Origin of the sequence: Bacillus sp. NTK074B (assembly GCF_017303375.1) — a bacterium.
GTDB lineage: Bacteria > Bacillota > Bacilli > Bacillales > Bacillaceae_B > Rossellomorea.
The window spans coordinates 19,731-38,940 of the sequence record NZ_JAFKOH010000008.1 but is presented as its reverse complement, the minus strand read 5'-3'; the positions used below and the strand labels follow the sequence as shown (position 1 = coordinate 38,940).

The following is a 19,210-nucleotide window of genomic DNA, read 5'->3' as shown; positions in this document are numbered from 1 at the left end:
GATTTTATTTAATAGTCCGTTACTCTTTTTAAACGGATGGTCACAAACCAATTTGCTCTGTCAACTACTTACTACTTTAGAGGGTGAAGGGAACTGTGTAGACTCCTACGGAAAACGGGCGTGCCGAGACCCCGGAAGCGGTTTTGCTGAGGAGGCTTGGCCGAACGTCCGTGGAAAGCGGGACTGTTCCCTTCACCCTCTTGCACCACAACTTAAATGACAGAGCATCGTAAATCTTAGTTGGTATGCGAATAGCAACAATCTTTGCGAAAACAGCCTTCCTAAAAAATCTGGTGATAATCTTGTGTCCCCTTGAATCGCCTATGTATGATTGGCATATTCCTTCACCTCTAACCTTTAAACGCCAATCCCTTCTCCCCAAGCGCCTTCCGAAGCTTGGGAATCGAAGACGGCCCCATCCCGTGAAATGCCAGAATCTCCTTCTCACTGAACCCGGCCAGCTCCTCCAGCGTCGTAATGCCGTTATTCCCCAATGCTCTTCTCGCCGGGCTTGAGAGAATTGACAGAAATCCTGAGTCCGGCTTCCGCTCTTCCTCGCACCTTGGACACGTCGGACAATCACTCTTCTTCACATAGATATGCCCATTCTCGCATACCCTCACATTACCATCAGATGTCATGCCGCCACCCCTTTCCGATGCCGTATTAAGGTCACTGCATTTAACAATATCGTGACGATGATCAGCACCGCAGAAGCGAACGCCACGGTTCCTGTTATATCCATTATTGCGGACCAATCCCCGATTTGGACCAGATGATAGTGGTAGAAAATCTGGAATGATAAAGACAGGGCACATGCCCCCATGCTCATAACGGCAAGGGTTTGAACATTTCTTCGATTCCTCACGATGCTCACCACCGGAAGAGTCCACGCCAGAAGCCCAAGTAGAAGGCTTCCGACATTCAGCCAAACGATCATACCATTTCCCCCATTCTTGATTTATACCTGATCCTCCATATCCATGATGCCAGAAGAAGAAGGATCCCAACACCTGTCGCGATTAGATTGTATACCAGTACCTCTCCTGTTTTCACATAATATATCCCGAGTGTCCCACCAAAGATCAACATAATGGACAACGATAGCCGAACAAGATACGCATTGATTTTCACGCCATCCCTCCTCCCTTTTATTATTCCAAAATCTTCTATCTTCTTCAATCCTTTCCCATGATAAAATAGAAAATAGTACCAAAGGAGATTGATATTATGAAATACATCATAATCGGGACGGCTTGTCTGATGGTCATTGGCGTCATTGCGGGCACGTTCTTTTTTGAAAAAGAATCAAATGTAAGGCAGCCGAATACTCCGGTAATAAGCGACACCGGTCCTCCTCCGCTTCAATCCGTGAACGAAACGGACCCTGTCGGATATTCCCTTCAGCAGGACCAGTTGCAGATCACCTACAACAATGTAGAGAATGAAAAAGGCAGCCGTGATCGCTTCGACGATTACGGCTGCCTTTATTCTTTTTTATTCTTACGCCTCTGCCTTTGCAGAAGGGCCCTCACAAGAGCTTAATCCAACTCTACCTTGTCAGACGGAGAGGATTCCTTATCCTCGATGTTCACCGTAGTGATGTAATATGAATCCCCCTGTTCAGCTTCCTCATCGAAGAAGCTCTTCCGTTCATGTGCAGAAATACTTGCGATGTGTTTATACTCTTTTGTATCTGCGTCCTTTTTGTAGACTCTGTACCCCATGACCGTATCGCTTTTCACCGAATGCCATGAAACCGACCCTGTGTCCACCTGGACGGCCGTTGGGGGTTCGGGAGCCTTCACTTCATTGACGTTCGTTTCAGAGATGAGTTCTGTATACACGACCAGCCGGTCCGGATAGAGATGTTCATCATGATTGAACGTACCTGTGCACGTAATAACATTCAAATTCCGTTTATCCGATGGTCCGAAGATCTTCTCGATCGGGGCTTCATCACTCGGATAGCTTTCCTTTGACTTCACTTCATAGATGCGTTTCATCCCCTGTTCATCTGTGACGATGACCTTTTCCCCTATGTCGATGTTCTTCAGATAGAAAAAGATGGCCGGTCCTTTCTTGCTGTCAACATGACCTGCAAGGACGGCATTTCCCTTGGCGCCGACCTTTACACCGCGATCGTACCAGCCGACGACATCCGTTTCTTCTGGCACTTCCATTTCCCCGTTCTCAAGCAGTCCGACGGGAATGACGTTCGTATCGATCTCCATGCTCGGGATCTGGACACGGGAAGGCGTAATTCCTTCTTCTTGAACCTTTACCTGCTCTTCAAGCTCTGTTTTCTTCTTCTTTAAAGAGTCAAGAAGAACAAATTCTTCTTCCTTATGGGCGGTACCCACCCCACTTTTGGCTTTTTCTTGTTTCGCTGTCGGTTTCTCTACGGATTGAGAGGTGCCTGTTTCTTTCTCTGACCCATTTTTTGCAATGGCCTGAAAGCTGACTGCCCCGATCATCAGGACTGCGATCAGGATGATAAGCATTCGTTTCTTCATCGTGTTCCCTCCACTTAAGAGAAGAGAGAAGAGCAGAATCCCGCTCTTCTCATGGCTCTATAATTATTGTTGATCCGCAAACTTCTTCTTGATGATGATACCGCCTGCCATCATCGCTACCGCTACAAATGTGATCCAGGCAGCCATTGGCATTCCTTCTTCCGCTGCTCCACCCATTCCGGTGTTTGGCATTTGTTCCGGCATGTCACTTGAAGCAAACTTCTCAGGGTTTTGCTTCACAATCGCGTCTCCAAGGGCTTTCCCTACACCGAACATGAACGCATACCCTTCACGGAATGTATCTGTGCTTGCTTTATAGTCTTCTGCTACATAGGAGTCGAACGCTTTCACGACTTGATCTTCATGTGTTTTAAGGGAAGAGATGGCCGCGTCTTGCGGAAGATTCCCTTCTGTTGCCGTTGCAAGGAATGTACCGAATTCTTCTGTGAACATACCGAGGCTGTCTTTCGCTGCCTTCACGCCTTCATCGTCACCAGCTAATGTTGCGCTCACAAGGTCTGCCTGTGCATTGATGTGCTCACTTGTCCATAATTTCTTGAATTGTGCCGCACCTTCTTCACCATAAATGGATCCGATCGCTTTCGTCCATGCTTCTGTGTTCATGTCTTCTGCCCAAGTCGCTGTATCATAATCAGGCGCTTCTTTGACACCCTTTTGCATGCTCATTGCTGCCAGTGCAAAGTGTTCTGCAGCAAGATTATTGAGTGTTGAGCGTAATTCCGCTGCCGGTGCATCTACTTTCGTGTTGTTGAATTTATCCGGCATCTGAGTCACGATCGCTCCGGATAAGGCTTTTGAAATATCGAACATTCTGTCGTACCCTTCTTTGAAGTTCGTTTGATATCCTTTGTAATCTTCTTCTACATAGCTGTCAAATGCTTCGATGACATCCATTTCATGTGCTGTTAATACTTCTTTCGCTGCTGCTTCCGGAAGATTTCCTTCTGTTGCTGTTGAAAGGAAGCTTGAGAATTCATTAACGAAATCCTTCACTTCGGCTTCAGCTGCTTTTCTCATTTCCGCGTCATCTGACTTTGCTGCTTCCACGAAATCCGGAGAGTAGTCATTATGTCCGGCAAAGATTTCTTCAAATTTCTGAGCGCCTTCTTTCCCGTAAATCGATTCGATGGCCGGCGTCATGTCCAGTGCATTTTGATCCAGTGCCGCATAAGCCTCTTTCTCATCCGGTGCATCTTTGTAATCCTTCACCATGGCGTTGACCGCTAATACGTAGTGTTCAGAAAGTAATTGATCCAATGTGGAACGAAGATCGGAAGCCGGGGTCACCGCTGTCGGTGTTTCTGCGGCGAAACTTGCCGTTGGAGCTAGTAGGGATAATCCTAACATTGGTGCTGCGATTTTCTTAAGTAATTTTGTTTTTTTCATTATTTGTAATCTCCTTTTTCTTTCGTTATTTTGTATTCTGGTAAGATAACGAAGGAGATTTTGATATGGATCACTTTTGTTCAATATTTTTTATTTTTCCGAGTTCACTTTTGAATCTGAAAGAAATACATTCTAGAATCCCGTACATAATAAGGAAAAGATGGTTATTAGAAGGAGGAATTGTGTGAACCTAATAGAACTATCCCTCAGGCTGATTCTATCCTTTATCGTCCTTTTAGCATTCACTCGCTTAATGGGGAGGAAGGAAATTTCCCAAATGACCTTCTTTAACTTCGTCTCGGCCATTGCCCTGGGCACCTTGGGGGCATCCCTTGCCATTGATTCCAGCATCACCGTTCGTAATGGGCTGATTGCCCTGGCCGGCTGGAGCCTCTTCACCATTCTGATGGGATACTGGGACCTGAAATCGAAATCTTTTAGAAATCTTGTGGAGGGCACTCCCCATATAGTCGTTCGTAAAGGTGAAGTAATGGAAGGAGAACTCCGGAAACTGCGCCTTGACATCAATGCCCTGAATGTCCTCTTACGAAAGAAAAACGTCTTCTCCATTCATGATGTTGATTACGCCATCATGGAAATCGACGGAACCCTGTCCGTCATGAAAAAAGAAGGCAAACAGGCCGTGACGAAGAGTGACCGGTTAAATTTCTCCGTTACGACCAGCCACGTCATCCCCATTCCCACCGCATTGATTGAAGACGGAAAGATCAATGACAAGAACATTGAAGCACTCCCGATAGATGTACAGTGGCTGAACCGGCAGTTGAACACTAAAGGGATTCACTCTGTCTCGGAAGTGTTCTATGCTGAAATGCAGAAAGACGGCACTTTACATGTCGACCGATATGATGATGTGGTGCATTGATGAGAGAAGAAAGACTGAGCAGCAGGCAGGCTATCTTCTCTTTTGATTTGAACTCAATTGAGAACGAAAATCCTCAATTTCCCATCCTCACCTAAAGTAATCCTCATTTTCTAGAAATAAAAAACCCTAATACTAAAGGGTTTTTACTTATTTTTACATCCGTTGCGTTCGCAATAACGTTCTATTATTACTAGAATTTTCGGAATACTGTAATCTCTATTAATATACAATTTTTGCGGTCGATAACTACTGTATAAAACAGGAGGTGTTTTTTATCATTATTTTAGAAAACCAAATTGTTTCACCATTGCTGTTGAAAACGGCAATCGATTTAAAACTTCCGATCTATTATGATACGGACGAACGCCATCCGGCACTCAGTGAAAATGCCAAGGTGCTGACTAATTCTGAAAGCTGCTTAACCATTTTAGAAAAAGAGTATCCAACACATCCCTTTACCACTGCAGCGGCACTTGTGAAGAACAAAGCTGGTTTCCGCCGGTTCTTATCAAGTATGTATCCGGACTATTATTATCATCTCGTCTCACTCCAGGACTTGCTTGAGATAAATAAAAACGATATTCCCTATCCAGTCGTGATCAAACCGAATAAAGGCTACTCCAGTATCGGCGTTCATATTATAGAAACAGCAGAAGAATGGGATCAGGCTGTTGAACGATTATATACCGATCTGCTTCTAACCAAAAATACATATTCAAATTCTGTTATCGATGGGGAAGAAATCATTATTGAGGAATGGATCGATGGGGATGAATACGCCGTTGATTGCTATCTCACACCAACCGGTAAACCGGTCATCCTGAACATCCTAAAGAGAACTTTTATGAATAAACATGACACGTCAGACAGAATCTATTTCACATCCAGAGAGGTTATAAGCGAGATCAAAGATGAAATCGAAACCTTCCTCCTTACATTAAGTGAGCGCATGGACGTAAAAAATTTCCCATTCCATCTTGAAGTGAGGAAGAGTCGGAAAGGAATCCGCACCATCGAGTTAAACCCACTGCGATTTGCCGGTGCAGGTACCACTGATCTTAGTCATCACGCATACGGAGTCAATGGGGCTGAACATTACTTCTTAGAGAAGCAACCTGATTGGGAAGAGATCCTCGAGAAGAAAGGGAATGAAGTGTATGGTTTTTTCTGTGCCGAAATCCCCCTCAATATCAGTAAACAGCTCATCGAATCCATCGACCATGAAGGACTCATGAACCAATTCAGCCAAGTCCTTGAATATCGTGCCATACAGGCATCGAATGACCGGACCTTCGCCGTGGTTTTCTTCCAGGCAACGGATCATAATGAGTTACAATCCTTACTGCATCTTGATTTATCATGTTTCATCACCATTAAAGAAACCCAGGAGACGGCCATATGATGAAAAATGTACTCAATCCAAAAAAATCGATTCAAGCGCAATTATTCTTAAGTTTCATCATCCCATTTTTCATCTTGGGTGCACTGATTTTTTTATTCGTGCGATTCCTTACAGGGTATATATTTGAAGAACACGTCCTCCCCCAATTCGATGAATTGTTGACCATCAATGGTGAGCGGTTATCCGAAAAGATCGACCCCTCAACGGTTAAAGCGATCGTGGAGAATGAGGATAAGAACAACGAGGTCATTACGAATGAACTGGATCAATTCATTGAAGGCAAAGAAGGAATTGAGTATGTATATGTCCTGACCCAGAAGGACGGGACAGATTACATTGTCGGACTGAATGGCAGCGCCGACACCATGGTCGAATCCCCTTTCACAGATGATCAGGCCAAGGCATTCACCAATCGCGAACCGGTCCTATCCTCCATCTATTCAGATGAATGGGGGACTCATAAATCTTACTTCGTCCCTCTCGAAGGAACCGATTCGATTGTGGGCATCGACATGAGTGCCCAATTCATTTCGGACCTTAAAAGAAACATTACGATATTCCAGTCCATCTTTATCGGTGTATCCATCATACTTGGAGCCATTTTATCGTACATCGTGGGCAGGCGCATGAAGAAGAACATTGAACAGCTCCTCTCTTCAATGAATAAAGTCACGAATGGAGACTTAACGGAAAGCATCACCATTGATCGTGCGGACGAAATCGGCACACTTGCCACCCGTTACGAAGAAATGAGAACGAGCTTGAAACAGGTCATCCACCATGTGCAAGACAACGCCAATCAAATCAACGACACTAGCGCTGTCCTTTTAAATGCCTTTGACGAACTGGCAGACGGATCCAACCAAATTGCCATCGGAACAAGCGAAGAAGCCCATGCCAGCGAAAGTCGTTCCGTGCACATCGACCAAATCTCGAACGGTACGACTCTCATGTCCGATAAAATCGCCAACGTGGCCAAACAAACCAAGCAAATCGACCAATTCACGCGAAACACCGGTCAAATCGCGAAAGAAGGAACCGGAAAAATAGAGAAAATCCAAGAACAAATGGACAAAATCAAATCCAACGGACAACACAATTCTAACCAATTGGCCCAACTAGACGGAAAGATCTCGCAGATCAACCGGGACATCGGACTGATCAAAGACGTAGCAGACCAAACAAACCTGCTTTCCTTAAACGCTTCCATCGAGGCTGCCCGTGCAGGAGAAGCAGGAAAAGGCTTCTCCATCGTCGCACAAGAAGTGCAGAAACTTGCAAGTCTGACAGAAGAGAATGTCAAAACCATCAATTCCGTCCTCAAAGACATTACGGACCAGACAAACGAAATGCTGAACGCCAACAATGAAATCAACTCGAATATTAAAGAAGGTGCGGACCTTGTTTCCACAAGCGGAGAGCTGTTCCAAAAAATCTTCCAGGCGGTGGATTCACTGACACATCAAGTTTCCACCATAGTAGAAGACGTAGAGGATATTCAAGGTGCCTCCCATCGCACGGTGGAATCCATCCATGAAGTCGCAGCCATTTCCGAAGAAGGTGTCGCCACCATCCAGGAAATCTCTGCAGCGTCACAGCAACAGCACACCACCGTCAACATGTTGCGCACTCAGAATGAAGAACTTAAAGAAATGGCAGACTCCTTAAAACAGCTCGTCCAGAACTACAAACTGTCATAATGAAAATACAAAGCTCCCGGCAGATTTAGGACTGTCGGGAGCTTTTTGTCATTTCAGCTACTTGTCTACTAGGCTCCCTTTTTTCTTAAGGGAAAGAACCAGTGCCACTATGAAAAGAATAGAAGCGACCAGTAAAGTCGTCCCTGAGCCAACCGGTGTCAATAACCCAATGATTAATAGAATTATAGCTATTATTAACAAGCCGCTAATCAATTCAATTCCCCCATTCACAACCCTGAATACCATTCTCCAAACTTCTTCATACCCGAAGCCTCTTTCACCCGGTTGTATACTAGAAAAGCCTCTTTATCAAATTCAGCCATCGTCTTGTGAAAATGCCGCGGGATAAAGATATACCAAAGATCGGACCAGCTGTTCTCATTGTCTGAACCTCTTCTCTTCTCAGCAATGCTTCCCGGGGATTTGCTTTCAAAGAAACGCAATTCTTCCCCGTCATAATAAGCCAGACAGGATTTGAATTCGCAAGCTCTGTTCTCTACACCGCTCATTAGTTTTAAAATCCCTTCGATTCCGATCGTATCCAGCATGTGATTCACATACGCTCGCGGGAAACCATTCAATGCTTCGATAAAAAAGCCGGAATCCAGTGCGATACAGGGTTGTTTCACGATAGAATATGCCTGCAACACCTTCTGTTTGGCAATTTCTTTGATATCGTCACTTCTCGGTTCACTTAACTCTGCCTCGATCGGTAAAACGTTTATATTCGTTAACTCCTTTTGAGCGGAAGCAATTTTCCCTTTGTTGGTGGTCACGAATATGATTTCCTTCATCGTTTTCCCTTGTACTTCTATCAACTTTACCTCCTCCCCAAGTCCTTATACTGTTCCTGTGCATTCCTGATCACTAATGTGGTTTTTGTTAAGAAATTTCTCATATATATTCCCCTTCGTATGACCATTTTCACGAATGGGATAATGCAAAAGTTTCAATTTTCAGTCAAATACTCCCTTCCAATACTCTTCACGATTCAACTTCTCCACACACCATCTGTAATGACCGTCCTCACAAGTGGGAGAATATAGATTCGCTGTCATGAAACTATAGGTCAATACATAGAAATAAAGATCGTTCCTAACCTCTTCTCCTAAAGTGGAAACAATGATTTCCAAATACCTTTCAGCCAGATTGGCATTCAGCTGGTTATACATATCCAAACAGACCCACCCGATGGCCACATCGAATAAATAATCGCCGTACATGGTCAGCATTCCGAAATCAATCAAACCCGTGATGTCGTGTTTCTCATCGATTAAGAGATTGCCAGGATAGAAGTCTCCATGGATGATGGAGTATTCACCTTCATATCCCTTTGAAAGCTTTTCCATCACGAGATTCATCTTTCTCTCATAGTCCTTTACATCCCTTGTAAAATAAGGTTTCAACTCCAGCTGCTTCAGCAATATCGTTTCTTTTAATAGATCGTACCAATTATCCATGAGATCTAAGGATATTCGTGAATCATGGAATAGCTGGAATCCTTCTAAATTTGAGCTTACTTGTACGGATTGTAGTGCAATATTTGCTTGAAGATACTTCTTCATCATATTGGTCTGTTCATCAAACGTCATCCACGGAAGTTCGCTTTGCATATCGCTGCCCTTCACCCGCTTCTCCATCGTCACCAGCATCCCATTTTCTTCAAAGATATCGTGAACGAACGGCAATTCATAGCTCAGATACTCCGTCTTCAGGCCGGCATAGAAATCTCTCAACTCCTCTTGTTTCGTTCTGTCCGACAGATCATTATATATTTTCAATACTTTATCGTGGTTTAACGCATAGACTTCCGCTTCCATTCCCGAACCCAGATAATCGTCATCGGAAATGTTGAATTGATCCATAAGCTTCGAACGCGCCATATCTTTATTCACTTCTATCCCAACCTTATATAAACGATGCAGAAGGCAATCCTGTCAGTTCCTCCACCGTCCATCCATTTTTCTTCATGTACGACTCAACCAGATAATACCCTAAAGAATATCCAGCCCAAAAAGGAATGTCTATGTCTTTATTTCCGAACATATATTGATCCGTTACATCTCCTCTATCATTGATGTGGTGCCTATACGTTGTATTCCACAAAGCCCATGCTTCTTCTTCAGAAAGAACATCTCTGTAGGGACCTAAGAATGACTCGCCTAACTCCACACGTACAAAATGCTCCGCCAACCCTTCTAACACTAACCGATCCAGCAAGGTCTCTTCTCCTGCTGTCATGTGAAGTCGACTCATTCGCCAATGATGATGGTACTCGTGGAAGATCACCGACTTCAATGTGTCTTTCACACCTTCACTGGCTTCCACAATGAAGCCCATCTTTCCACTCCAATCGGTAAACGCTGAAACACCGCCAAGCTTTTCTTTCACAAATTCATCATGCTCATCCGACATGAACAATTCAAGTTGAATGGGCTTATGCGATGGATATTTTATCATCAACTTCTGTAATTCAGTTTGAATATAAGATTCTAATTCTAACTGGAGCATCCTGTCGAACTGCTTTCGTAAAGCCTCAATACCTGAATGAATATTAAACATTCCCAGAAACAGCATGGAATCCAGCTCTTCCTTTGTCATCTGGAATGTTCCCATGAAGAGTCCCTCTCTATCTCTCATTGGCTCGGTCTGCAATTGATGGAGAAATTGTTTCATCTGAATCATCCTGGGTATCGTTCTCACTTCACTCATTCATCGTCCCTCTCTTTCCCGGAATGTCCCCTTCTCTTCAAGTACTCTTCATACACTTCTTCTGCTCTATCCTTTCTAGGCGCCATACCCTTCAGCCTTGTATGGATATCATTTAACAAATAAAGCCCTCTAAACAAAGTACCCATCACAAGTCCGAATGCAATGATCCCACCTGCAAGCGGTCCCAGCATGAGGAGGACATATCCCAGCATCATACTCATAATGATCCAGAATACTATATTCATAGAATCCCCTTCCTAGAATTCAACATAAAACGGCTGCTCCCCCACATTCAGACAGTGCTCGATCCGCTCCCTGAAATTCTGATGCGTCACCAATTTAAGCCCCTCTTCAATCGGAAAGAATGCTACCTCAAGACTCTCTGGGGAAGTCGTCGGCTCACCACCGACAGGCTTCGCGAGAAACAGAGTATTGCATATAGAACGTTTCACATTCTGAAACACACCGCAAAAGGATACGATTTCAACATCAATACCCGATTCCTCCTTCGTCTCCCTGATCGCCGCGTCTTTTAACGATTCACCTTCTTCTACCTGACCGCCCGGCATTTCCCATCCGCGCCTTGGCCCTTTAATTAACAGGATTTCCTGCTGATCATTGATAACAATCGTCGCCGCCGAAACGATGTGCTTTGGCGGTATGTATGTTTGCTTTGTCACAAGATTTCCCCCTTCCATTATAAAAGGAGCCTATCTTTCACGATAAACTCCCAACTACTACTATTAATTCATCGAGATCAATTCATAGACCATATGATTGATGTCCCTAACCCATAAAATCATAAAAGCCTTTCTTCGTAATTCCTTTTCAGGACCACACTCATACAAACGGCGATGACACCTGTGTAAAGAACCTACTTCCTTCCACAACTTAATTATGTCAAAATAAACCAGAACATTCAATTTCTTTAACGAATTTCCTTGCACTTCTATGCGGTTCTATCCGGATATGAGAATTTCAATCCCTTTTCCAACAACCATCGTGCCATTGCACATTAAAAAAGCTGAAAAACAGGATGTCTTTCAGCTTTAGATATTTATGCGCAAGGATTTTCAGGCAATAACTTCGCTCTTAAGAACAGGGTCACATTCTTAAAGATCTCCCTTGGGTTTAACGCTTTGACAAAGACGTCTTCCACACAGCTTTCAATGCAGTAATGATCCTCCAATGTGGCAGTTGCAGGAAGTACGATAAAGGTAGAAAAAGGAACATTGAAGTGGGCAGAATGAACGGATTGAACTTCATTCAATGCTGTATAAACAACCTTTTGCTTTAATACTCCCTCGACAATCAACTTGTATCCAGTGAGAATGGTTCCTTCTTCGTTCTCCAATCCTCCACTTGACGGAGTCTCAATTACTCGCTTGGATAAAATCTTCACCTGGACGAATACTTTGTCGATCGTCTCGATATCAGGTTTTTGATAAGGAACTGTCAGGACCTCCGGAATGCTGATTTCGGTGAAATTGTTATTATCTGTTTCATTTTCAAACACAATGGTATCAGGGTTACATAAACCAATGATCTGTACCGCATGGTTACAGTTATTAAATTGGCAGTGGCATTGATGTTGGCAGTTACAACTCATTTAAATACTCTCCTTCCGATCTTTAAAGTTTGGGGTTATCCTTCTGGTGTTGGTGTTGATGCAGTTGGACAAGTTAATTTAGTTGCTTTCAAAAATAAAGTCACATTCTTGAAAATTTGTCGATCCGTGACTCTACTTATAAAGATGTCTTCAATACAAGAGTCAATTTTATAGCGGGTGTTCAGCGGTTCGTCAGCTGGAATGATGATGAAAGCGGAGAAAGGTACGTCGAAATGAGCGGTGTGCACGGATTGCTCTTCGTTACAAGCGGTATACATTACTTTTTGTCTAAGAATTCCTTCAATGATCAACTTACGTCCTGTTACGAACGTACCTTCCTGATTTTCAATAGGTCCTCCATCATAGCTTGGTGTCCGCACCAGGCGTTGAGAAATGATGACCACCCTTGCTGTAACGGACATGAGTTCTTCGATATCCGGCTTTTGTTCAGGTATACAAAGGACTTCAGGAACAAAGAACTGAGTCCAAGTGTCATTCCCATCTTCCAGCAATGCTTGTTTCTTTGCACTGGAGCACTCCCCTTTAATGATAAGAAGTGGATTGTCCTGACAATGTTCAGATTGGTCGTTGATGTAATTTCCTGTTCCTGTACATTGAATTTGTCCCATACTCGTTTTCATAATTTTGCCTCCTTATAGTTTATAGACACTGTTCATCCTGACATCCAATGAACGGGGTCTGAATCGCTTGCAACAGCAATGTGACATTTTTGAAGATCTGTCTTGGTGTAAAGTCCTGAATGAAGACGTCCTCCACGCATACGTTTACTTGAAAGTTAGCATCAAGTGCAGTTTCTGCCGGGATGACAATGAATGCCGAAAACGGAACAACGAATTGTGCAGAGTGAACGGACTGTTCCGGTACATCCGCCGTGTAGGAAATGGTTTGGCATAGTTCTCCCTCAATGATGAGCTTCCTGCCGGTAAGTCTTTTTCCTTCTACGTTGTCTCCATCTGAAGCTGGGGTTTCAATTACTTTCTGTCGGACAATCCTAACAGAAATATTCACTGAATTTAACTGTTCTATATCTGGCTTTTGTTCCGGAATGAGAAGCGTTTCCGGCACTGAAATCTGGGTCCAATTCCGGTTGCCATCCGTTGTGATATCAAAACTTTCGACATCACATAACCCTGTAATGATAATGTCGTCTCTGTCAAAGTGTGCCATTTTTTATCCTCCTTTAATTTAAGAAAAAATTACATCGTCAATATACCAGGAGCCGCCGATTGCTCCTTCAGTCGTGATGGAGCCTTCATCTTCTTCTGCTATGAATACAACCGTAGCCTGCGTGGTGCCTGGTGGGACCACTTCGTCACATTGCTGCAAGTCCGAATAGGATTCAAAATCATAATCAATGATGACTGGTGGATCGACTGCCGTATCCTCTTCAACCTGATTAGGAACCCCGGGCAGTATTGATATTTTGATAAATGCATCGTTTGGGTCTAACTGATCGTTTTCAATCTTCGCTGATACATCTCCCCAGAAGACAAGGGCAGTAGTGTGAAGACTTGGGTACCCCGGTGTGGCTCCTTCGAATGGTACATTGTATTGGTCAAGCCTAGCGCCCCAAAAGGTCAACTGATACAAACATTCGTCATCAATTCCGTCCACAACTTGATACAACACAGCTTTCTGCCACTCTCCATTGACCAATTGCGGCTGTAAGCAAGCAGAATTCTTACCCGTGTGTGCAAGGTACCTCAACTTCGGTTGTTGAAGATTTACATTTCCGAATGAATTTTGGACCTGAAGACCGCATGTATCCCATACGTCGGTGTCGATTCCACATTCAAACCCAGGGTTTTCTACTAGATTACACTTCTTGCAACACGGCCCAACTGGCCCCTGAGGACCTTGTGGACCTTGCTGGCCTTGTGGACCGGCAGGGCCTTGTGGACCCGCCTCTCCAGCTGGACCGGTTGGACCTTGTGGGCCGGGATCACCTTTCGGGCCTTGTGGACCTGGGGGTCCGTCACACCCTGGAGGTCCAGGAGGTCCTGCCGGGCCTGCATCTCCTCTGACTCCCTGCTGGCCTTGTGGACCGACTGGTCCCGGAGGTCCTATACACCCTGTATCACCTTTTGGTCCGGCTATTCCTTGAATACCTTGAGGACCCATATTTCCCTGGTCACCCTTCGGCCCTTGATCTCCTTTAGGGCCTTGTGGTCCTGACGGTCCCGGAGGTCCCTGGGGGCCTGGAGGTCCTGCGTGCCCTGAGTCCCCTTTCTGTCCAGGGTAGCCCATTGGACCCGGATAACCTGGATACCCTTGCGGTCCAGCTGGCCCATTGCATCCTGAATCTCCTTTTGATCCCGGATAACCCTGAGGTCCCGGATAACCAGGATAACCCTGCGGTCCGATTGGACCGATACAGCCCGGATCTCCTTTTGACCCCGGGTTCCCTTGAGGGCCTGGATAACCTGGGTATCCTTGAGGTCCCGGATACCCTTGTCCTCCTGAATTACTTCTCTCAACATAAACCGACTGGTCTTTGTCTCTGATTACCCTCTTTTGATTTCGATCTGAAAAATTTTGATAACCTGCCATTCTTTTCCCTCCTTCCTTACACTTCTAAAATATGTACAAGGTAACGGCTTCGCACATTCATATGCCTATTTTCTTATAAAAAGGCAAGGGCCCATCCGATTGTCCGCATTTTGAATATAATGTACAAACCATATTAGGAGGTAAGAAAAATGGGTTACTACTATTCCAACAGTTACCAGTATCATCAATGTCACAATCACTACAATCATCACTACTGTCAATGCCATCTTCACCAAACGTCCTGCAAACCGTATCATTCACATTGTCACTCTGGACAACACCATTGCTGTTGCTACAAACATTCTGAAACCAAGTGTTGTTGTGAGGTGATCATCAAGTGCGAATGCAAAGAGAAAACAAAGTGCAGCTGTGATGTTTGCTGCAAGAAAGAATCAAAATGTCATTGTATGAAGGAAACCAAACAAGATCATTCCTACTGTTGTTGCAAGGAAAAACACAGTACATGCTGTACTTGTCTTTATAAAGCCGAAGTGGAATGTCATTCTTGCAAGGAACATAAATCAAAAGAGAGATGTAAGCATAAAACAAAGTGTAAATGCCATCATTGTGTAAAGGGGTGAATCAACATCTTATTCCTTGGGGACATGCACCTGTTCAATACCTTGTCATAAGTTAATAGTAACTGCATTAAACCAAATAAATAGGATGAGAAATGATGACAAATGACTTTCTAAACATTTATGGCGTCACTGAAGAACAGATGTACCCCCCTAACATATGTGAGTGTCTGCCAAACATCATTTGTGATACAGATCAGTTCATATTGCCTTGTTCAAATCCCGATATCAAAGAAATCACAGATGTTTTTGTCAGCCTTTACCTAACAAATTTAAAGCCATTACACACCCCCCTCGGAAAGAAAATGATTGTCTATGGAACAAAGCACGTCAAAATTATTTATGATTCAGCCACACCGGAAGAATCAATCCATGCCGCTCACTTTCATATTCCGTTAGCCATTTGTATCAACGGGGTTTCCAACTTGAATGAAGTGTTTGTAGCTGTAGAGGATATTCAACTATTTTTTAATGACTGTCGATCTTTCAGCATCATTACGGTCGTGGGATGTATCCCCCTGTTATCTTGTGCTCCCGCCCACAATTGCCATGAACCCAAGGGCTGTGCACACACTGAATGTGGAATAGGAAGAAAACACTTTCACAATGATGAAAGTGCAGACTTCCTGCACGAAGAACAGGTTGAAATGGTGGAATGCCATATATGTCAAAAGAAAAAATGCCTGTGCTTTAACGATCAATTTTCTGTTGATTCTGCGTGTCACTGTCAACAAGATCACGTATGCGACGAGCATTGTATGAAACATATAAACGGGGACCAATATGAACGGGCACATTCAAGCAGGGATGAATCTTGCAGCCATCATCCCCCCCATTCACCCCACAGCTCTCAACATGAAAAGAAAAAACAATCTCTTCCTTATATGAAACAGGTTCCAAATACGTTGAACAATCTTTATCTGACATGTGGGCCTATATCAACAATAAAAAAATAGAACAGGGGATGGCCTAAAAGACCATCCCCTGTTCTATTTCAATTATCCTAATGTCCCTTTAACCAAATCTGCCAACCTAACAAACTCCTCACTATCCTTCACACACAACTCCATTCCTTTTTCCCAAAAGGCTTCCTCCGTAATGTCCTCTCCTAAATGCTTCATGACAAGATCTTCTGCCGTCATGCGTCCTGAATCCCTAAGGAGCTCCATGTACTGTTCCTCGAACTCTTGACCCGTTTCCTTCGCTCTGGCGAAGAGATTGAGTGCCAGCAAATATCCAAAGGTGTACGGAAAGTTATAGAAAGGAGAATCTGTTTTATAAAAATGGGGCGTCCAAATCCACGAGTGAACCGGCACCTCATCAAGGGCACCGCTATACCCATCTTCCATGGCAGACTCCATCAGCTCGTTGAGGCGTGCCGCCGGGATGAATCCCCTTTTCCGCTCCTCGTGGACATTTTTTTCAAAGATGAACCTGGCATGGAGATTCATGAAGTTCATAACGCTCCTTTTTAATTTCTCATCAAGGAGAAACAGCTTTTCTTCGTCGGTTTCCGCTCTTTCCATAGCTGCTTCCAGAATGATCATTTCTGCAAAGGTTGACGCCGTTTCGGCAAGATTCATGGGATAGGATTGATTCATTCCGTTCACCGATATCATTGCATGATTGTGAAAGGCATGACCGAGTTCATGAACGAGGGTCAACACCCCTTTGAATGTGCCGGGGAACGTCATGAATACCCTGGATTCCCCCGTCAACGGGAATCCGGCACAGATGGCTACGGCAGACTTCCCGGGACGATTTTCTGCTTCGACCCAGCCCTCGCTGAATGCTTTCTCGGCAAATTGACCCATTTCATTTCCGAACGAGTGAAACCGTTCCTCGATTAGAGCAGCCGCTTCCCCATACTTCATCCCTTGATGATCATGATTCATCGGACACCAGAAGTGATACGACTTCATTTTCGCATCGCCATGCATTCCAGCCTTCACATTCAGGTATTCCGCAAACGGCTTTTTATACTTCTCCATCACAGAAAGCATCGCATTCAGCGTCTCGGGCTTCATCCGGTTTTGAGCAAGTGGAATCTGAAGAACGTCCTCGACGCCCATGCTCTTATACATATTCAATCTGAAGCCTGTCAGGTGGTTCAGGATCTGGGCGAACTGACCCTCATGCTCAGTCCACTTCTCTACCAGAGCTTCATGAGACTCTTTTCGAATCGACTCATCGGCATGGGACCTGAGATTGATGGCCTGTCCTACTGAAATGTCCTCTCCCCTCATCTGAACCTTTATGCTGCTCATGAAAGATTGATAGATTTGGCCCCAGGCGTGGTATCCATCTGTCATGAGGTCCTGTACTTCCCTTGATGGCTCCCGGTCGGCTTCTTGCCGCCACTCACCCAGGATGAAGCGATACTCCTTAAGTTCCTCGGCGGCAAGCATTCTCTCCCATTCCTTTTCTTCAATGTGTGCTAATTTCCTTTTTAACTCACTGATCATAGACTCATATGTAGATTGAAGTGCCGTGGTTTCCCCTCTATAAAGCTGTGCCCCCTGGTCTGTCGGGTTCACAGAAAGAAGACAGATCGAAAAGGATCTCGCCTGTGAAATCGACACCTTTATGTTCCTCAGCCTTTCAAGAACATCGGCTAGCTGCTCCGGTCCCGGCGTCATCTTTTGCAAAAGCGCTTCCAATCCAGTGATGATTTCTTCCGTCTTTTTCATATGTTCCTGTAGTTCAAGTGACGCACTTCCACCTTCAAAGATGCTATCAAGATTCCATACAGGATTATATTTGGTTATCATTATTAGCTCCCCCTACCCTGAACAAAACGTATGTTCCTATTTTATCCCACCTTGAACTTTTTTCCAACTTTTATTTGTCCTAAAATTCGAAATAAACTATACTTTGTTCATACTACTGAATCGGAGGATCACACATATGTCACACATCACTCTAGCTCAATATCATCCATCATTTGAACGCCAACTTGGCGACTTTCACCTGCCGCAAGATCAGTTACAATTCACGAGCATGCCTCTTGATAAAATCCATAGCCCTTCCATCTCTAAAGACACCAGCCATGTCATCATCCTCCTCGATGACGAGCCAGTCGGTTACTTCGCATTGGAAAAAGGAGAGAAGCTCAGTAAATACTCCTCTAATCCTAATGCCAGACTACTAACCTCGTTCTCCATCGATGCGAGACATCAGGGACAAGGAATCGCCAAGAACGGACTCAACCAATTACCTGGCTTCATCAAAGAAAACCTTCCCGATACGAACGAAGTCGTCCTTGGCGTGAACAAACGGAACGAAGCTGCCATCAGCCTCTACCTCAAGACTGGTTTTACCGACGAAGACGAAGTATATGTAGGACCTAAAGGACCTCAGCACATTCTTCATTTGAAGATATAAAAAAGGAATGCCCGGTATCTTAATTTCGTGGGCATTCCTTTTTCTTTATCCCGTGCAGATCATCACCCGGTTCCCGTCCGGATCCTGAATGACGAAGAAGGAAAAATCGTCAAATCGTGTAATCTCAGAGACAACCTCATACTTCAAACCTTCAACATAGGAATAGGCTTCCTCAATGTTTTCAGTGTGAAAATTGAAAAGGGGATGTTTATGACTAAACTCTTTTCTCACTCCCTCTGGCCCCGCATCCAGGGTCAATCCAGTAAAATGGTTAATCGCCAGGTTGTAGACGGGATCCTGCACCTCTTCCAGGTCATAGGGTTGCCCCAATAATTCCGAATACCAGCGGACGGATTCCTTCAGGTTGCTCACATGAACAAACACGGTATTGATTTGGTTTACGATTGGACTTTTCACCGCTTTCTCACTCCTTTAAGGTTTGGTT

The 19,210-nt window shown here is 44.3% G+C and carries 23 protein-coding genes; 6 read left to right on the top strand and 17 right to left on the bottom strand.

Translation table 11 applies throughout. The annotated features are described in order from the left end of the window. Window positions 1–350: 350 nt before the first annotated feature. From JI667_RS14190 to JI667_RS14180, 3 genes are read right to left on the bottom strand one after another with little or no spacing between them, the layout of a single operon-like run. A complete protein-coding gene (locus JI667_RS14190) occupies window positions 351–641 on the bottom strand; it encodes an RNA polymerase alpha subunit C-terminal domain-containing protein (RefSeq protein ID WP_206855800.1) in 291 nt (96 codons plus the stop codon). Next, window positions 638–940 (bottom strand): hypothetical protein, encoded by a 303-nt coding sequence (locus JI667_RS14185; RefSeq protein ID WP_206855798.1) that lies wholly within the window; start codon window positions 938–940, stop codon window positions 638–640. Before JI667_RS14185 ends, JI667_RS14190 begins: the two co-directional genes overlap by 4 nt. Then, window positions 937–1,134, bottom strand: coding sequence for a hypothetical protein (locus JI667_RS14180; protein ID WP_206855795.1), 198 nt, complete (start codon window positions 1,132–1,134; stop codon window positions 937–939). The genes JI667_RS14185 and JI667_RS14180 overlap by 4 nt, the downstream gene beginning before the upstream one ends. Before the next feature lie 96 nt (window positions 1,135–1,230). Here JI667_RS14180 and JI667_RS14175 point away from each other — a divergent pair, with 96 nt between their 5' ends. Beyond that, complete coding sequence (locus JI667_RS14175; RefSeq protein ID WP_206855792.1) at window positions 1,231–1,545, top strand: hypothetical protein; 315 nt, start codon at window positions 1,231–1,233, stop codon at window positions 1,543–1,545. Here JI667_RS14175 and JI667_RS14170 read toward each other — a convergent pair. Further along, window positions 1,542–2,516: a class F sortase gene (locus JI667_RS14170; protein WP_206855789.1), complete on the bottom strand. Its 975-nt coding sequence runs from the start codon at window positions 2,514–2,516 to the stop codon at window positions 1,542–1,544. The two genes, JI667_RS14175 and JI667_RS14170, sit on opposite strands and share 4 nt — an antisense overlap. Before the next feature lie 63 nt (window positions 2,517–2,579). Then, window positions 2,580–3,923 (bottom strand): copper amine oxidase, encoded by a 1,344-nt coding sequence (locus JI667_RS14165; RefSeq protein WP_206855786.1) that lies wholly within the window; start codon window positions 3,921–3,923, stop codon window positions 2,580–2,582. 184 nt (window positions 3,924–4,107) lie between these two features. On the opposite strand from JI667_RS14165, the gene JI667_RS14160 reads away from it, so the two are divergent. The 3 genes from JI667_RS14160 to JI667_RS14150 all read left to right on the top strand — a co-directional run bounded on the left by JI667_RS14160 (window position 4,108) and on the right by JI667_RS14150 (window position 7,911). After that, on the top strand, window positions 4,108–4,809 hold the full coding sequence (locus JI667_RS14160; protein WP_206855784.1) for a YetF domain-containing protein: 702 nt from the start codon (window positions 4,108–4,110) through the stop codon (window positions 4,807–4,809). Between the two features lie 265 nt (window positions 4,810–5,074). Then, entirely contained in the window at window positions 5,075–6,211 is a 1,137-nt protein-coding gene (locus JI667_RS14155) for an ATP-grasp domain-containing protein (RefSeq protein WP_368077912.1), read from the top strand. Beyond that, on the top strand, window positions 6,208–7,911 hold the full coding sequence (locus JI667_RS14150; protein WP_206855781.1) for a methyl-accepting chemotaxis protein: 1,704 nt from the start codon (window positions 6,208–6,210) through the stop codon (window positions 7,909–7,911). Before JI667_RS14155 ends, JI667_RS14150 begins: the two co-directional genes overlap by 4 nt. Window positions 7,912–7,968: 57 nt before the next feature. Here the strand turns inward: JI667_RS14150 and JI667_RS14145 are convergent, their stop codons facing one another. The 10 genes from JI667_RS14145 to JI667_RS14100 form a co-directional block, all read right to left on the bottom strand. Beyond that, window positions 7,969–8,124, bottom strand: coding sequence for a hypothetical protein (locus JI667_RS14145; protein WP_206855778.1), 156 nt, complete (start codon window positions 8,122–8,124; stop codon window positions 7,969–7,971). Between the two features lie 14 nt (window positions 8,125–8,138). Beyond that, window positions 8,139–8,729 carry a non-canonical purine NTP pyrophosphatase gene (locus JI667_RS14140; RefSeq protein ID WP_244668328.1) on the bottom strand — a complete coding sequence of 197 codons (591 nt, stop codon included), beginning with the start codon at window positions 8,727–8,729 and terminating at the stop codon, window positions 8,139–8,141. Between the two features lie 138 nt (window positions 8,730–8,867). Further along, complete coding sequence (locus JI667_RS14135; RefSeq protein ID WP_206855775.1) at window positions 8,868–9,806, bottom strand: aminoglycoside phosphotransferase family protein; 939 nt, start codon at window positions 9,804–9,806, stop codon at window positions 8,868–8,870. 13 nt (window positions 9,807–9,819) lie between these two features. After that, window positions 9,820–10,623, bottom strand: coding sequence for a DUF2268 domain-containing putative Zn-dependent protease (locus JI667_RS14130; RefSeq protein WP_244668327.1), 804 nt, complete (start codon window positions 10,621–10,623; stop codon window positions 9,820–9,822). Further along, entirely contained in the window at window positions 10,620–10,868 is a 249-nt protein-coding gene (locus JI667_RS14125; protein WP_206855770.1) for a hypothetical protein, read from the bottom strand. Before JI667_RS14125 ends, JI667_RS14130 begins: the two co-directional genes overlap by 4 nt. Before the next feature lie 12 nt (window positions 10,869–10,880). Further along, window positions 10,881–11,303, bottom strand: coding sequence for an NUDIX hydrolase (locus JI667_RS14120; protein ID WP_414635244.1), 423 nt, complete (start codon window positions 11,301–11,303; stop codon window positions 10,881–10,883). Between the two features lie 377 nt (window positions 11,304–11,680). Further along, window positions 11,681–12,232: a DUF3794 domain-containing protein gene (locus tag JI667_RS14115; protein ID WP_206855764.1), complete on the bottom strand. Its 552-nt coding sequence runs from the start codon at window positions 12,230–12,232 to the stop codon at window positions 11,681–11,683. Window positions 12,233–12,267: 35 nt separating this feature from the next. Continuing rightward, window positions 12,268–12,873: a DUF3794 domain-containing protein gene (locus JI667_RS14110; RefSeq protein WP_206855761.1), complete on the bottom strand. Its 606-nt coding sequence runs from the start codon at window positions 12,871–12,873 to the stop codon at window positions 12,268–12,270. A 19-nt stretch (window positions 12,874–12,892) separates the two neighbouring features. Then, window positions 12,893–13,420, bottom strand: a complete 528-nt coding sequence (locus tag JI667_RS14105; protein WP_206855757.1) for a DUF3794 domain-containing protein — start codon at window positions 13,418–13,420, stop codon at window positions 12,893–12,895. A gap of 18 nt (window positions 13,421–13,438) precedes the next feature. Further along, window positions 13,439–14,803 carry a collagen-like protein gene (locus JI667_RS14100; RefSeq protein ID WP_206855752.1) on the bottom strand — a complete coding sequence of 455 codons (1,365 nt, stop codon included), beginning with the start codon at window positions 14,801–14,803 and terminating at the stop codon, window positions 13,439–13,441. 673 nt (window positions 14,804–15,476) lie between these two features. Between JI667_RS14100 and JI667_RS14095 the strand changes: the two genes are divergently transcribed. Next, window positions 15,477–16,337 carry a hypothetical protein gene (locus tag JI667_RS14095; RefSeq protein WP_206855749.1) on the top strand — a complete coding sequence of 287 codons (861 nt, stop codon included), beginning with the start codon at window positions 15,477–15,479 and terminating at the stop codon, window positions 16,335–16,337. A gap of 42 nt (window positions 16,338–16,379) precedes the next feature. Here JI667_RS14095 and JI667_RS14090 read toward each other — a convergent pair whose 3' ends face one another. After that, a complete protein-coding gene (locus tag JI667_RS14090) occupies window positions 16,380–18,152 on the bottom strand; it encodes a M3 family oligoendopeptidase (RefSeq protein ID WP_211201300.1) in 1,773 nt (590 codons plus the stop codon). 136 nt (window positions 18,153–18,288) lie between these two features. Here JI667_RS14090 and JI667_RS14085 point away from each other — a divergent pair, with 136 nt between their 5' ends. Beyond that, window positions 18,289–18,765: a GNAT family N-acetyltransferase gene (locus JI667_RS14085; protein WP_206855745.1), complete on the top strand. Its 477-nt coding sequence runs from the start codon at window positions 18,289–18,291 to the stop codon at window positions 18,763–18,765. Between the two features lie 45 nt (window positions 18,766–18,810). Here the strand turns inward: JI667_RS14085 and JI667_RS14080 are convergent, their stop codons facing one another. Further along, entirely contained in the window at window positions 18,811–19,182 is a 372-nt protein-coding gene (locus tag JI667_RS14080; RefSeq protein WP_206855742.1) for a VOC family protein, read from the bottom strand. Between the last annotated feature and the right edge of the window lie 28 nt (window positions 19,183–19,210).

Bases quoted from the DNA above. Each gene is read 5' to 3' on its own strand.
- JI667_RS14105 (WP_206855757.1), bottom strand. From the start codon at position 13,420: ATGGCACACTTTGACAGAGACGACATTATCATTACAGGGTTATGTGAT.
- JI667_RS14185 (WP_206855798.1), bottom strand. From the start codon at position 940: ATGATCGTTTGGCTGAATGTCGGAAGCCTTCTACTTGGGCTTCTGGCG.
- JI667_RS14165 (WP_206855786.1), bottom strand. From the start codon at position 3,923: ATGAAAAAAACAAAATTACTTAAGAAAATCGCAGCACCAATGTTAGGA.
- JI667_RS14170 (WP_206855789.1), bottom strand. From the start codon at position 2,516: ATGAAGAAACGAATGCTTATCATCCTGATCGCAGTCCTGATGATCGGG.
- JI667_RS14115 (WP_206855764.1), bottom strand. From the start codon at position 12,232: ATGAGTTGTAACTGCCAACATCAATGCCACTGCCAATTTAATAACTGT.
- JI667_RS14125 (WP_206855770.1), bottom strand. From the start codon at position 10,868: ATGAATATAGTATTCTGGATCATTATGAGTATGATGCTGGGATATGTC.
- JI667_RS14110 (WP_206855761.1), bottom strand. From the start codon at position 12,873: ATGAAAACGAGTATGGGACAAATTCAATGTACAGGAACAGGAAATTAC.
- JI667_RS14150 (WP_206855781.1), top strand. From the start codon at position 6,208: ATGATGAAAAATGTACTCAATCCAAAAAAATCGATTCAAGCGCAATTA.
- JI667_RS14130 (WP_244668327.1), bottom strand. From the start codon at position 10,623: ATGAGTGAAGTGAGAACGATACCCAGGATGATTCAGATGAAACAATTT.
- JI667_RS14190 (WP_206855800.1), bottom strand. From the start codon at position 641: ATGACATCTGATGGTAATGTGAGGGTATGCGAGAATGGGCATATCTAT.
- JI667_RS14085 (WP_206855745.1), top strand. From the start codon at position 18,289: ATGTCACACATCACTCTAGCTCAATATCATCCATCATTTGAACGCCAA.
- JI667_RS14175 (WP_206855792.1), top strand. From the start codon at position 1,231: ATGAAATACATCATAATCGGGACGGCTTGTCTGATGGTCATTGGCGTC.
- JI667_RS14095 (WP_206855749.1), top strand. From the start codon at position 15,477: ATGATGACAAATGACTTTCTAAACATTTATGGCGTCACTGAAGAACAG.
- JI667_RS14100 (WP_206855752.1), bottom strand. From the start codon at position 14,803: ATGGCAGGTTATCAAAATTTTTCAGATCGAAATCAAAAGAGGGTAATC.
- JI667_RS14090 (WP_211201300.1), bottom strand. From the start codon at position 18,152: ATGATAACCAAATATAATCCTGTATGGAATCTTGATAGCATCTTTGAA.